The organism is Pseudoalteromonas sp. MER144-MNA-CIBAN-0113 (assembly GCF_040308965.1).
Classification (GTDB): Bacteria; Pseudomonadota; Gammaproteobacteria; order Enterobacterales; family Alteromonadaceae; genus Pseudoalteromonas; species Pseudoalteromonas tetraodonis.
Window position 1 is genome coordinate 20,773 of the sequence record NZ_JBEOOG010000042.1, and the last position, 12,943, is coordinate 33,715.

Genomic DNA, 12,943 nt, shown 5'->3' on the forward strand with positions numbered 1-12,943 from the left:
TTATTTCTCGTGTTGGTGGTTAATACGGGTTAATTTTTCAGGAACGGGGTCGTCTCCACCTGAATGTAAAGGATGGCATTTTAATATGCGTTTAACTGCGAGCCAACTGCCTTTTACTGCACCATGCAAATTAATTGCTTGAATAGCGTAGCTAGAACAGGTTGGATTAAAACGACAATGCGGACCCAATAGCGGGCTAATCCACTTTTGATAACCGCGGATCAATAAAACTAAACAACGTGTTGGTAACGCAGCAAGTGGTTTAAGTAACCTCATGTTGTACATGCCCCTACGTTATGTTTAGTGAATAGATACCATGTATTTAAAGACTTACTTTAAGATTTTAAACGCATGATTAAAAGGTGAGCTAAAGATACCTTAATTAACCCTGTAATTCTATTGCTATTGAGTTTGTTTAGTCGATTTAGCTGATTTGTTTGGGCGTTTTTTAAATGGTGGCGGTTTAGGGGCACCGGGTTTGCAGCGTTCATTAATTTTACGCCACAACTTTGTTAGTTGTTTGGTTAATTCTTCATTGGACTGTTCATCAATGCCACTTTTTACCATCAACACAATATCTATATTATCGAGAGTATGTTGGTTTAAACGAAAACTTTCGCGAGCAAGACGTTTAATACGGTTTCGTTGACATGCCTTTTTTACACGTTTTTTAGCAACAGTAAGGCCTAACCTAGGTTTTGACTGGTCACTTGGTTTTGCTAATAAAGTAAAGAAAGGAGTTGCAGCCCGAGCGGGTTCATTAAATATGCGAGAGTAATGCGAGGGAGTTAACAGACGTAACTCCCTGCCAAAGCTAAAGTCTTCCACTTATAAATTAAGCAGAAAGAACTTTGCGGCCTTTAGCACGGCGACGAGCTAATACTTTACGGCCATTTACAGTTGCCATACGAGCACGGAAACCGTGTGTACGTTTGCGTTTTAAAACGCTAGGTTGAAAAGTTCTTTTCATAACAATCTCATCCGATCGGTTAAAGTTAAAACATCCTATGCAGGTCGCGATCCTGGCACAGGTGCCATTGCGAGCGCGAGATATTATAGATGAAGCGACGAAAAGTCAATCATAATAGAGCGCGTAAAGCATGTTTATTTATGTTCAATTTTCATGATCCGATAGGATCATCATAAATAAGAAGTTTTCCACAGCCCCTGTATAAAAAGTGAATAAAAGCATGGGAAAAGTAAATTAGATCATAAATTATAGTCGCGATCTGCTGCCAGTTTTGTTATGATCTCTAATCAGGCTTTAAAATAAAAAGCTATTTAAATCAGTCTGTTATCATATTTATACATCGATATCAACAATTTTATAAAAATCAATCTTTTACTTGTGGATAAAGTGCATTCATAATAGTCGGTCTTGGGCTGCTTATTGAGCCATTTAAACGCAATACAGGTGTGATTTTTGAATCATTATTGATGTGCGGGAATAAAAATTATATCTCTGGGAGTTTTACTGTGTATCTGTCGGTTTGGCAAAGTTGTTTATATGTATTGCAAGATGAATTGCCTTCGCAGCAATTTAGTATGTGGGTCAGACCACTTCAAGCAGAAAGTACCGAAGATACCTTGACGATTTATGCGCCTAATCGTTTTGTACTTGATTGGGTAAGAGAAAAATACCTAAATAGAATAAATGAGTTACTGGTTGAAATTTGTGGTGTAGAAGCCCCTGAATTACGCTTTGATGTAGGCAGCAAGCCGCTATTAAATGCACAAGCTGCGCCGGTAGTTGAAACACAATCAGCACCAAGTACGCAAGCAACGGCAAAACAACAACCACGAGAACAAAAACCAGTTGTTGAGCCCGCTCCTAAATCGGGTTATAAATCAAACATTAAAGAAAACTATACCTTTGACAGTTTTGTTGAGGGTAAATCTAACCAATTAGCAAAAGCGGCTGCCACTCAGGTAGCAGATAATCCTGGCTCTGCATTTAACCCTGTTTTTATTTACGGTGGTACGGGCTTAGGTAAAACGCATTTATTACATGCGGTAGGCAACGGTATTATGGCCAATAAGCCAGATGCTAAAATTGTGTACATGCATTCAGAACGCTTTGTGCAAGACATGGTTAAAGCACTGCAAAATAATGCGATCGAAGAGTTTAAGCGTTATTACCGCAGTGTTGATGCACTCATGATTGATGACATTCAATTTTTTGCTAATAAAGAACGTTCACAAGAAGAGTTCTTTCATACCTTTAATGCATTATTAGAAGGTAACCAGCAAATTATTTTAACCTCTGACCGTTATCCTAAAGAGATAGAAGGGGTTGAAGATCGCCTTAAATCTCGTTTTGGTTGGGGATTAACTATCGCGATTGAGCCGCCAGAGCTTGAAACACGCGTTGCCATTTTGATGAAAAAAGCCCAGCAAAGTAAAATTAATTTACCGCATGAAGTGGCATTTTTTATCGCTAAAAAATTACGTTCAAACGTACGTGAACTTGAAGGGGCTTTAAACCGTGTAATTGCTAATGCAAACTTTACCGGCCGCCCAATTTCTATTGACTTTGTAAAAGAAGCACTGCGTGATTTACTCGCACTGCAAGATAAGCTAGTCACCATAGACAATATTCAACGTACGGTAGCAGAATACTATAGAATACGTGTGTCTGATTTACTGTCTAAGCGCCGCAGTCGCTCTATAGCAAGGCCGCGCCAAGTTGCCATGGCATTATCTAAAGAACTCACTAATCACAGCTTACCTGAGATTGGGGATGCCTTTGGTGGGCGTGACCATACAACAGTACTGCACGCGTGTCGCAAAGTTAAATCATTACGTGACGAAAGCCACGAGATTAAAGAAGATTACCAAAATTTAATAAGAACATTGTCATCTTAGGGCTGACTTTATTATGCAAATAACAATATCAAGAGAACAATTTTTAAAACCATTGGTGCAAGTATCGGGTGCCATAGAGCGTAAGCATACGTTACCTATTTTATCTAACGTATTACTCGTGGTAGAAAATGGCCAGCTTTCAATGACAGGGACCGACCTTGAAATTGAATTAGTGGCGAGCGTGTTTGTAGGTGATGATGTTGCCGATACCAAGCTCACATTACCGGCTAAAAAATTACTCGATATTTGTAAAAGTTTACCGGATGGTTCTGATCTTACTTTAAGCTTGCAAGACCATCAGTTACTTTTAACCAGTGGTAAAAGTCGTTTTTCATTGACCACATTAGCGGCTGAAGATTTTCCTAATTTAGAGCAGTGGGATGGTGAGGTTGAATTTCAACTAACGCGTTTAGAGTTACGTAAATTACTTGAAAGCACGCACTTTTCAATGGCAAACCAAGATGTACGTTATTACTTAAACGGCATGTCGTTTGAAGTTGATAACAGCGATATAAAAACAGTCGCCACTGATGGGCACCGTTTAGCGATTGCACAAAAGCAACTAGGTCATTCATTAAATACACAGCGCCAATTAATTATACCGCGCAAAGGCGTGCAAGAAATTATGCGCCTAATGGTTGCCGACCAAGAGTTAGTGACTATTCAGTTTGGTGCTAACCACATCCGTATTATTGATATTGAGTTTACGTTTACGAGTAAATTAGTTGATGGCCGTTTCCCTGATTACCGCCGTGTTTTACCTCGCGGTGGCGATAAAGTTATTACAGCAAACAGAGAATGGTTACGTAATGCATTTCAACGCGTATCGATTTTATCGAACGAAAAATTTCGTGGTGTACGTTTAAATTTATCAAACGGTTTATTAAAAATTACGGCTAACAACCCAGAGCAAGAACAAGCGGAAGAAGTAGTTGAAGTAATGTACGAGGGCGATGATCTAGAAATTGGGTTTAATGTGTCTTACGTGCTTGATGTATTAAATACATTAAAAACTGAAGATGTGTTATTTACACTTGCCGATTCAAATAGCAGTGCACTAATCGAAGGTGCTGGCGATGAAGAAGCGATGTACGTCGTTATGCCTATGCGTTTATAAGATTATAAATACATAATGAGCTTAAGTCATTTGAGCCTCAAATATTTTCGTAATATTGAGGCGCTGACGCTAGAACCAGTTAATGGCGTTAATATAATTTATGGTGAAAACGGCAGCGGAAAAACCAGCCTTTTAGAGGCTATATATTACCTTTCTCACGGCAAATCTTTTCGAACTTCTAAACATAAAAGTATTATTGCACACCAGCAAGATCAGTTTGTTATTCATGGCCGCAAAGCGTTATACGATTTATCTATCCCTATTGGTATTAGTAAAACCCAAGCGGGTGAAACCAATTTAAAAATCCAGGGTAAGGCGAGTCGAAAAGTATCTGAACTTGCCCAGTTAATGCCGGTACAAATAATAACACCAGAAAGCTACTCACTATTTTTTGGCGGTCCTAAGGAGCGCAGAAAGTTTTTAGACTTAGGTTTGTTCCACGTGGAACATGAGTTTTTTTTCTTATGGCAATCGTTTAATAAAGTGCTTAAACAACGCAACGCCTTATTAAAATCTAAGCCTAAGAATTATTTTGACCAAATCAAGTTTTGGGACAAAGAATTTGTTAGACTGGCAGAACAAATAAATAAATTAAGAATCGCGTATATAACTAGGTTTAAGCAGCAATTTTTTGATAAAATGTGTGCAGAATTAACGCTAATACGCGATTTAGAAATTAGCTTCAATGCGGGCTGGAAAGAGAGTGAATCTCTTTGTGATGCGTTAGAGCAAAGTTTTGAGCGAGATGCTCGCCAAGGCTTTACAAGTAAAGGCCCTCATAAGGCTGATTTTAGTTTTAGTGTCGCTGGCAGCAGTGTTGAGAATGTATTCTCACGCGGGCAATTAAAGTTATTGTTGTATGCGTTAAAAGTAACGCAAAATAGCTTAATTGAGTCAGAGACAGATAAGCAATCTATATTGCTAATAGATGATCTACCTTCAGAACTAAGCGAAGATACAAAAGAGAAAGTGGGCCAGTTATTGACTCACTGTAGTTCTCAAATATTTATTTCTTCAATTTTATCTGAAAGTATTTCTGCTGTGGTGGAACCCATGCAACGAGAACTAAAAATGTTCCACGTGAAACATGGCAACCTAATAACAAGATAAGTGGGATTAACCATGTCTGAGAATTATGATTCGTCGAGTATTAAAGTACTTAAAGGATTAGATGCAGTAAGAAAGCGTCCTGGTATGTATATAGGGGACACCGATGATGGTACGGGCTTACACCACATGGTGTTTGAGGTCGTTGATAACTCTATCGATGAGGCCTTAGCGGGTCACTGTGATGATATTTATGTCACTATTCACTTAGACGGTTCGGTATCTGTAAGAGATAACGGCCGTGGTATTCCTACTTCTATACATGAAGAAGAAGGTGTATCTGCAGCTGAAGTAATTATGACGGTACTACACGCCGGTGGTAAGTTTGATGATAACTCTTATAAAGTATCAGGTGGCTTACACGGTGTTGGTGTATCGGTAGTAAATGCATTATCAGAAAAATTAAAACTAACCATTCGTCGTGAAGGTAAACTTCATGAGCAGTTTTACACTATGGGTGTACCTGATGCACCACTAGCTGTAATTGGTGATTCTGAAACAAATGGTACTGAAATTCGTTTTTGGCCAAGTGGCGAAACGTTCACTAACCTTGATTTTCATTACGATATTTTGGCAAAGCGTTTACGCGAGCTGTCGTTTTTGAATTCAGGTGTAAGTATCATATTAAGCGATGAACGCGAAGAAAATAAAAGCGACCACTTTAAGTACGAAGGCGGTATCAGAGCATTCGTTGAATACCTAAACCGCAATAAAACACCAGTGCATAAAGGGGTATTCCATTTTACTCACGAACGTGAAGAAGATGGTATTAGTGTAGAAGTATCAATGCAGTGGAATGATGCATTCCAAGAAAACATTTACTGTTTCACAAATAATATTCCTCAACGTGATGGTGGTACTCACTTAGCTGGTTTTAGATCGGCGCTAACGCGTACGCTTAATAACTACATGGAAAAAGAAGGCTTTAACAAAAAAGCTAAAACAACCAGTAATGCAACGGGCGATGATGCGCGTGAAGGCTTAACTGCAGTTGTGAGTGTTAAAGTACCTGATCCAAAGTTCTCATCACAAACAAAAGACAAGCTAGTTTCTAGCGAAGTTAAGTCTGCAGTTGAGCAAGCAATGGCTGAAAAATTCACTGAGTTTTTATTGGAAAACCCATTGGATGCAAAAATTGTTGTTGGCAAAATTATTGATGCAGCACGCGCCCGTGAAGCAGCGCGTAAAGCGCGTGAAATGACACGTCGTAAAGGCGCTATGGACTTAGCTGGTTTACCAGGTAAATTAGCTGATTGCCAAGAAAAAGATCCAGCCCAATCTGAACTATACATAGTGGAGGGTGACTCAGCTGGCGGTTCAGCCAAGCAGGGTCGTAACCGTAAGAATCAAGCGATTCTTCCGCTTAAAGGTAAAATCTTAAACGTAGAAAAAGCACGTTTTGATAAAATGCTTTCTTCACAAGAAGTGGCAACGCTAATTACTGCATTAGGTTGTGGTATTGGCCGTGACGAATATAACCCAGAAAAACTACGTTACCACCGTATCATCATCATGACCGATGCCGACGTGGATGGCTCTCACATTCGTACCTTGCTACTAACGTTCTTCTACCGTCAAATGCCGGAAATTGTTGAACGTGGTTACATTTATATTGCTCAGCCACCTCTTTATAAAGTGAAAAAAGGTAAGCAAGAGCGCTATATTAAAGATGACCCTGCATTAGTTGATTACCTTACATCTTTAGCGCTAAGTAATGCTGCTCTTTACACGAGTGATAGTGCAGAAGCGGTTGATGGTGAAGCGTTAGAAGCAATCGTTCATGATTACCAAAACACGGTTAAAGTTATCGAGCGCTTAAAGCGTAAGTATCCAAACACAGTGATGAACCGTTTGATTTACCAAAGCGAGCTGAAAAAAGAAGACCTTTCAGACGAGGCTAAGGTAATTGCTTGGACCAAAGAGCTTGTTGATGACTTAGTTGCGCGTGATGAAGATGCAACTATTTTCCACGCAGGTACTGAACACGATACAGAGCGTAATTTATATTACCCTGTTGTGAATATTCGTCAGCATGGTGTGGATAAAGCGCATGTACTTCATTATGACTTTATTACTTCAAGAGATTACCAACGTATTGCTGTAACAGGTAAAAATATTGCTAATATCATCACTGAGGGTGCTTACATCCAACGCGGTGAAAAAACAAAACCTGTTGATAACTTTGTGGATGCATTGGAATGGTTGATCGCAGAATCTAAGCGTGGGATCTATATTCAACGCTATAAAGGACTAGGTGAAATGAACCCAAATCAACTTTGGGAAACCACCATGGATCCAAGCGCACGCCGTATGTTGCAAGTGACGATTGAAGATGCTGTTGCAGCGGATCAATTATTTGCCACGTTAATGGGCGATCAAGTTGAGCCTCGTCGTGAGTTCATAGAAACGAATGCACTGCGTGTGGTTAACTTAGACGTATAATTAAATTATGCTAATCACAAAAAAGGAGCCTTAGGCTCCTTTTTTATTTTCTCAATTGCACAAACTGCTTAAAACCTGAGTGTGCACAAGGTATACTGAGGGTAATTTTCACGCTACTTCTCAGATAGTAAAAAGCCAAAATATGCAAAAATATGACGTTAAAACCTTTCAAGGTTTGATCCTGGCTTTACAGGATTATTGGGCACAGCAAGGCTGTGTCATTATTCAACCACTTGACATGGAAGTGGGCGCAGGGACATTTCACCCGCAAACATTTTTAAAATCAATTGGCCCAGAGCCTATGTCGAGCGCTTACGTTCAACCGTGTCGTCGACCTACCGATGGTCGTTACGGTGAGAATCCAAACCGCTTACAACATTACTACCAATTCCAAGTGGTGTTAAAGCCATCTCCAGATAATATCCAAGAGCTTTATTTAGGCTCTTTAGCGGCGATGGGTATTGATACCCTCACTCATGAAGTGCGCTTTGTAGAAGATAACTGGGAATCACCAACGTTGGGTGCATGGGGACTGGGCTGGGAAATTTGGTTAAACGGCATGGAGGTAACCCAGTTTACCTACTTCCAGCAGGTGGGCGGCTTAGAATGCTCACCGGTCACAGGTGAAATTACCTACGGCCTAGAGCGTTTAGCAATGTATATTCAAGGCGTAGATAGCATTTACGACTTAGTATGGGCAGACGGTCCATTAGGGCGCGTAACCTACGGTGATGTATTCCATCAAAACGAAGTAGAGCAGTCTACTTATAATTTTGAACATGCAAACGTAGAAGACTTATTTGCACAGTTTGATAAGTGCGAAGCAGAAAGCCAAAAGTTAATTGAAGCAAACTTACCATTACCTGCCTACGAGCAAGTAATGAAAGCATCGCACGCATTTAACTTATTAGACGCACGTCATGCTATTTCGGTGACCGAGCGTCAACGTTACATTTTACGCGTTCGTGCATTATCAAAAGCGTGTGCACAAAGTTATTACGATGCACGTGAAGCGCTTGGTTTCCCGCTGTGTAAGGATAAGTAAGCATGTCAGCAGAAAATTTATTAGTAGAAATTGGCACCGAAGAATTGCCACCAAAATCACTTCGTAAATTAGCCGAAGCCTTTGCTGCAAACTTAACAGCAGAACTTGAAAGCTTAGAACTTGCTCACCAAGGTGTGAGCTGGTATGCATCGCCTCGTCGTTTAGGTTTACAAGTAAAAGCGCTAGACGCTAAACAACAAGACAAAGAAGTTGAAAAACGCGGCCCTGCAACTAAAGCGGCATTTGACGCTGAGGGCAACCCAACCAAAGCAGCCATGGGTTGGGCTCGTGGTTGTGGAATTGAAGTAAAAGATGCGCAAACACTCGAAACCGATAAAGGCGCATGGTTATTGCATATTGCTAAAGTAGCAGGGCAAGAAACCAAATTACTAATGGCTGATGCAATTAGTAAAGCGCTTGCTAAATTACCTATTCCTAAACCAATGCGTTGGGGCGCGAATAAAACACAATTTATTCGCCCTGTGCATACAGTCACTATTTTACTGGGTAATGAGCTAATAGAAGGTGAGATACTGGGTAAGCAAGTGAGCAATCAACTGCAAGGCCATCGTTTTCATCATCCAGAAAAAATTAACATTAACCATGCTGATGATGTGTTTAACGTACTTAAATCAGCTTACGTGATAGCTGACTATGAACAGCGTAAAGCACAAATTCGTGCGCAAATAGAAGACGCAGCAAAAGCAGTTAATGCCGTAGTTGCTATGGATGAAGATTTACTTGAAGAAGTTACTTCATTGGTTGAATGGCCAGTAACGCTAACAGCTACATTTGAAGAAGCATTTTTAGATGTGCCAGCCGAAGCGCTTATTTACACCATGAAAGACGATCAAAAATACTTTCCGTTATTAGATCAAAACGGCAAACTTTTAAATAAGTTTTTGTTTGTTTCTAACATCGAAAGTAAAGATCCAAGTGTGGTTATTTCTGGTAACGAAAAAGTAGTGCGCCCGCGTTTAGCTGATGCGCAGTTCTTCTTTGAAACAGATAAAAAGAAAACCCTTGAAAGCCGACTTGAGTCGCTAGACAGCGTTTTATTCCAAAAGCAGTTGGGCACACTTAAAGATAAGTCACAGCGTATCAGTGAACTTGCCGGTTACATTGCAGAGCAACTAGGTGCAGATAAAGCACTAGCAGCGCGTGCTGGCTTATTAAGTAAAACCGATTTAATGACCGAAATGGTGATGGAATTTACCGACGTACAAGGTGTAATGGGAATGCATTACGCACGTCATGACGGTGAAGCTGAAGATGTCGCTGTTGCGCAAAACGAGCAGTACATGCCACGCTTTGCCGGCGATAACTTACCAACGAGTTTGATCAGCTGTGCAGTGGCTATTGCAGATAAGTTTGACACGCTGGTGGGTATTTTTGGTATAGGCCAAGCACCAAAAGGTGATAAAGACCCATTTGCACTTCGTCGTGCGGCCATTGGTGCATTACGTATCATGGTAGAAAAGCAGCTACCACTTGATATTTTAGACCTAGTTGCTAAATCACAAACCTTGTTTGGTGAAAAGCTGACTAACCTAAATGTATCAACCGATGTATTCGAATTTATGCTAGGGCGTTTCCGTGCTTGGTATCAAGATGAAGGCATTGAAGTAGATGTGATTCAAGCGGTACTTGCGCGCCGTCCAACGAAGCCTGTTGATTTTGACCGCCGAGTTAAAGCCGTGAGCCATTTTCGTACGTTAGACGCCGCAGAATCGCTTGCAGCCGCTAATAAGCGTGTAAGTAATATTCTGGCTAAAAACAACATTACAACGCAAGGTGATGTTGAACAGAGCTTACTAAGTGACGACGCAGAAAAAGTACTGGCTTCTCAAGTTGCAAAATTTGCTACCGACTTAGCGCCACTATACAGCGACGGAAACTACCAAGAGGCATTAAGCCAATTAGCTGGCATTCGTGACAGTGTTGATAACTTTTTTGACAATGTCATGGTAATGGCCGACGATGAAGCGGTTAAGCAAAACCGCCTTGCGCTTTTAAGTCAGTTAAGTGGATTATTTTTAGAAATTGCAGATATTTCTGTATTACAAAAATAACAGCTAACAGCTATTAAAAAAGCCAGCATTATGCTGGCTTTTTAGTGTTTTATTTATATTAGTTAATAGAGGATTCACCATGAAGCTCCCAATGAAACGCATTTTCACGTTAGCCTTAGTGGGCTTATTGAGTGCTTGTACCAGCCAAATTTCAATTAACGACGTGTTGCCGCAGCAAGAATTGGATCGCAGTATTTATTTAAGAGGGGACTTCACATTATGGGATGCCGAACCTCAATATCAATTTAAACAAGTTGGGCCTGCGCTTTACCAAGCCCAAGTTAGGTTTTCGACCCCAGGCAAAGTGTACGAATTTAAAATAGCGGATGCAGATTTTAGTGAAGGTTTTAACTGTGGCTACAGCGATTCACAGCCATCAGGGCAAAGCCTAACACTCGGCCAATCAACACGCGCCGACTGTAATACCATTTATAATTACTTTAGCTACACACCCGCAATCAAAGGGTCGTATATAGTCAGCATTGATTATAGTGACTACGATGAGCCGCAAGTGACAATAACTAAGAAATAGCTGTAAGTCGTCAGCCGTCAGCCGTCAGCTTTCAGTTGCTCGAGTAAACTTATAGATTTGTGACAAGGACGTTAATATATGTGTGCCAAACAATGGAATGAAGAGATAAAAATTGATGGTGTTACTTACCCAGCAGATCAGTTAAATAGAGAGCAAGATGCTGAACTGCTGACTAAAATTCTTGTTCGCCGCTCAAACTCGAATAGAGAAAAGCCTAATAAATCCTCTTATGTAATTAACGTTAATGCTGAATGGGGCGCAGGTAAAACTTACTTTGTAAAACGTTGGGCTGAAGATTTAAAGCATGAACACCCAGTTGTCTATATAGATGCTTGGTCGAATGACTTTATGGATTCCCCCATAATTACTGTACTAGCTGAAATTCAAGAGCAACTATTAGAAACAATTAACAAAAGTCATTTAACTCAAGCCAAAAGAAAAAGCTTTAAGAATATTGGCATATCAGTATTACCTAAAATTCTAGCTGCGTTAGTTAAACGCTATGGTGGGTTTGATATTGAAGATATATTTGTTGATGAAAGTTCTGACACAGAAGTTACGGCATCAACAGAAAACAATAAATCATTAAATTTGTCAGCAGCTATGGAAGCTATGACAACACAAGCATTCAAAGAACATAGTGATTATAAAAAAGGCGTAAAAGAACTAAAAGCTACAATAAAAGAGTTAGTTAAATACTCTATTGAAAAACCTAAAAATGGACTTCGAGCAACAGCTCGTGATTATCCCGCATTCATTTTTATTGATGAGTTAGACCGCTGCCGCCCAACTTATGCAGTTGAAATGCTAGAAGCAATAAAGCATATTTTCGATATTGAAGGGTTAGTAATAGTTGTTTCAACACATACAGAGGAGCTGCAGCACACAATAAAAGCCTTGTATGGAAATGACTTTAATGCTGATAATTATTTAAGGCGCTTCTTCGATACAAAATACCATCTAGATGTTGGGATTTCTGCCAGTTTACTAGAAGCAAATTGTGATTTTACTGTATTAGATAATCACTATCTGGAACAAAAAAGCATTTTACTGTTTCCGCTTTTATCTCAAGGAGATGATATAAAGAGACAGCTATCGTCACTCATTGCTGAGATATCCAATTGGCAGAATTTAGCACCTAGGTCAGCTATTCAATTAGCAGATAGATTACTAACAAGTATTGAATTAATAGGGGAAGAGAAAACAGTAGATATTTTGGTTCTATTAATCTTACTTTGCTAATATATGTTCAATAAACCTCAATATGACTATATGTGTTTAATCTTCAAAGATAACCCATTTGTTATTAACAATAGAGTTACTGACTTAAAGCTTTCAGCTAAAGAGTTAAATTTGTCTGGATTTTTGGAGGAAATGATCAACTCTGCCAAAAGTTTAGAAGAGATCAAGCAGTCGTTTATCTTAGGTGATTATGAGCGACAAAGACTTATGGGGCATTTTTCAGAATTTTCAAAGGTTGATCTTTTTACTTATCTTCGTAGCTTTCAAAATGTATTAAAGAGAGGTGACAATATAAAAAAGACTAACTACTTGAATACATTTGGTTATGATGGGAGAGATGTTATCAGTGAATCTCAGCTATTAGAAGCTCATATGACATTCTGCGGGGTAAATAGTTTTATTGAAAATGATTACTTGAACCTAATTGGCTTAACAAGTAAATTTGCTGATAGCTGATAGCTGATAGCTGATAGCTGATAGCTGATAGCTGATAGCTGATAGCTGATAGCTGATAGCTGATA

General features: G+C 39.6%; 12 protein-coding genes. 9 read left to right on the plus strand and 3 right to left on the minus strand.

The window, feature by feature from the left end; all coding sequences use genetic code 11:
- The 3 genes from yidD to rpmH form a co-directional block, all read right to left on the minus strand.
- Positions 1–276, minus strand: a complete 276-nt coding sequence (gene yidD, locus AAEY57_RS11975; protein WP_036957173.1) for a membrane protein insertion efficiency factor YidD — start codon at positions 274–276, stop codon at positions 1–3.
- 126 nt (positions 277–402) lie between these two features.
- Positions 403–828, minus strand: a complete 426-nt coding sequence (gene rnpA / locus AAEY57_RS11980) for a ribonuclease P protein component (protein ID WP_008467046.1) — start codon at positions 826–828, stop codon at positions 403–405.
- 7 nt (positions 829–835) lie between these two features.
- On the minus strand, positions 836–970 hold the full coding sequence (rpmH, locus tag AAEY57_RS11985; protein ID WP_008112968.1) for a 50S ribosomal protein L34: 135 nt from the start codon (positions 968–970) through the stop codon (positions 836–838).
- Between the two features lie 506 nt (positions 971–1,476).
- Between rpmH and dnaA the strand changes: the two genes are divergently transcribed.
- The 9 genes from dnaA to AAEY57_RS12030 all read left to right on the plus strand — a co-directional run bounded on the left by dnaA (position 1,477) and on the right by AAEY57_RS12030 (position 12,878).
- The gene (gene dnaA, locus AAEY57_RS11990; RefSeq protein WP_008467048.1) at positions 1,477–2,865 is read left to right on the plus strand and encodes a chromosomal replication initiator protein DnaA; all 1,389 of its coding nucleotides are present in this window, start codon (positions 1,477–1,479) and stop codon (positions 2,863–2,865) included.
- 13 nt (positions 2,866–2,878) lie between these two features.
- Positions 2,879–3,982 (plus strand): DNA polymerase III subunit beta, encoded by a 1,104-nt coding sequence (gene dnaN, locus AAEY57_RS11995; RefSeq protein WP_350607942.1) that lies wholly within the window; start codon positions 2,879–2,881, stop codon positions 3,980–3,982.
- Positions 3,983–3,997: 15 nt separating this feature from the next.
- The gene (gene recF / locus AAEY57_RS12000; RefSeq protein WP_028834900.1) at positions 3,998–5,092 is read left to right on the plus strand and encodes a DNA replication/repair protein RecF; all 1,095 of its coding nucleotides are present in this window, start codon (positions 3,998–4,000) and stop codon (positions 5,090–5,092) included.
- Positions 5,093–5,104: 12 nt separating this feature from the next.
- Positions 5,105–7,531 carry a DNA topoisomerase (ATP-hydrolyzing) subunit B gene (gyrB, locus tag AAEY57_RS12005; RefSeq protein ID WP_013463644.1) on the plus strand — a complete coding sequence of 809 codons (2,427 nt, stop codon included), beginning with the start codon at positions 5,105–5,107 and terminating at the stop codon, positions 7,529–7,531.
- A 142-nt stretch (positions 7,532–7,673) separates the two neighbouring features.
- Positions 7,674–8,576, plus strand: coding sequence for a glycine--tRNA ligase subunit alpha (gene glyQ / locus AAEY57_RS12010; RefSeq protein WP_013463645.1), 903 nt, complete (start codon positions 7,674–7,676; stop codon positions 8,574–8,576).
- Positions 8,577–8,578: 2 nt separating this feature from the next.
- Positions 8,579–10,648: a glycine--tRNA ligase subunit beta gene (gene glyS / locus AAEY57_RS12015; protein ID WP_350607943.1), complete on the plus strand. Its 2,070-nt coding sequence runs from the start codon at positions 8,579–8,581 to the stop codon at positions 10,646–10,648.
- Positions 10,649–10,727: 79 nt separating this feature from the next.
- Positions 10,728–11,180 (plus strand): early set domain-containing protein, encoded by a 453-nt coding sequence (locus AAEY57_RS12020; RefSeq protein ID WP_273001562.1) that lies wholly within the window; start codon positions 10,728–10,730, stop codon positions 11,178–11,180.
- A 78-nt stretch (positions 11,181–11,258) separates the two neighbouring features.
- Positions 11,259–12,422 carry a KAP family P-loop NTPase fold protein gene (locus tag AAEY57_RS12025; protein WP_273001561.1) on the plus strand — a complete coding sequence of 388 codons (1,164 nt, stop codon included), beginning with the start codon at positions 11,259–11,261 and terminating at the stop codon, positions 12,420–12,422.
- A 3-nt stretch (positions 12,423–12,425) separates the two neighbouring features.
- Entirely contained in the window at positions 12,426–12,878 is a 453-nt protein-coding gene (locus AAEY57_RS12030; RefSeq protein ID WP_273001560.1) for a hypothetical protein, read from the plus strand.
- The last annotated feature ends 65 nt before the right edge of the window (positions 12,879–12,943 follow it).

What these genes read in the sequence shown, in the direction of transcription:
- glyS (WP_350607943.1), top strand. Translation starts at nt 8,579, where the DNA reads ATGTCAGCAGAAAATTTATTAGTAGAAATTGGCACCGAAGAATTGCCA.
- yidD (WP_036957173.1), bottom strand. Translation starts at nt 276, where the DNA reads ATGAGGTTACTTAAACCACTTGCTGCGTTACCAACACGTTGTTTAGTT.
- AAEY57_RS12025 (WP_273001561.1), top strand. Translation starts at nt 11,259, where the DNA reads ATGTGTGCCAAACAATGGAATGAAGAGATAAAAATTGATGGTGTTACT.
- rpmH (WP_008112968.1), bottom strand. Translation starts at nt 970, where the DNA reads ATGAAAAGAACTTTTCAACCTAGCGTTTTAAAACGCAAACGTACACAC.
- AAEY57_RS12020 (WP_273001562.1), top strand. Translation starts at nt 10,728, where the DNA reads ATGAAGCTCCCAATGAAACGCATTTTCACGTTAGCCTTAGTGGGCTTA.
- glyQ (WP_013463645.1), top strand. Translation starts at nt 7,674, where the DNA reads ATGCAAAAATATGACGTTAAAACCTTTCAAGGTTTGATCCTGGCTTTA.
- gyrB (WP_013463644.1), top strand. Translation starts at nt 5,105, where the DNA reads ATGTCTGAGAATTATGATTCGTCGAGTATTAAAGTACTTAAAGGATTA.
- recF (WP_028834900.1), top strand. Translation starts at nt 3,998, where the DNA reads ATGAGCTTAAGTCATTTGAGCCTCAAATATTTTCGTAATATTGAGGCG.
- dnaN (WP_350607942.1), top strand. Translation starts at nt 2,879, where the DNA reads ATGCAAATAACAATATCAAGAGAACAATTTTTAAAACCATTGGTGCAA.
- AAEY57_RS12030 (WP_273001560.1), top strand. Translation starts at nt 12,426, where the DNA reads ATGTTCAATAAACCTCAATATGACTATATGTGTTTAATCTTCAAAGAT.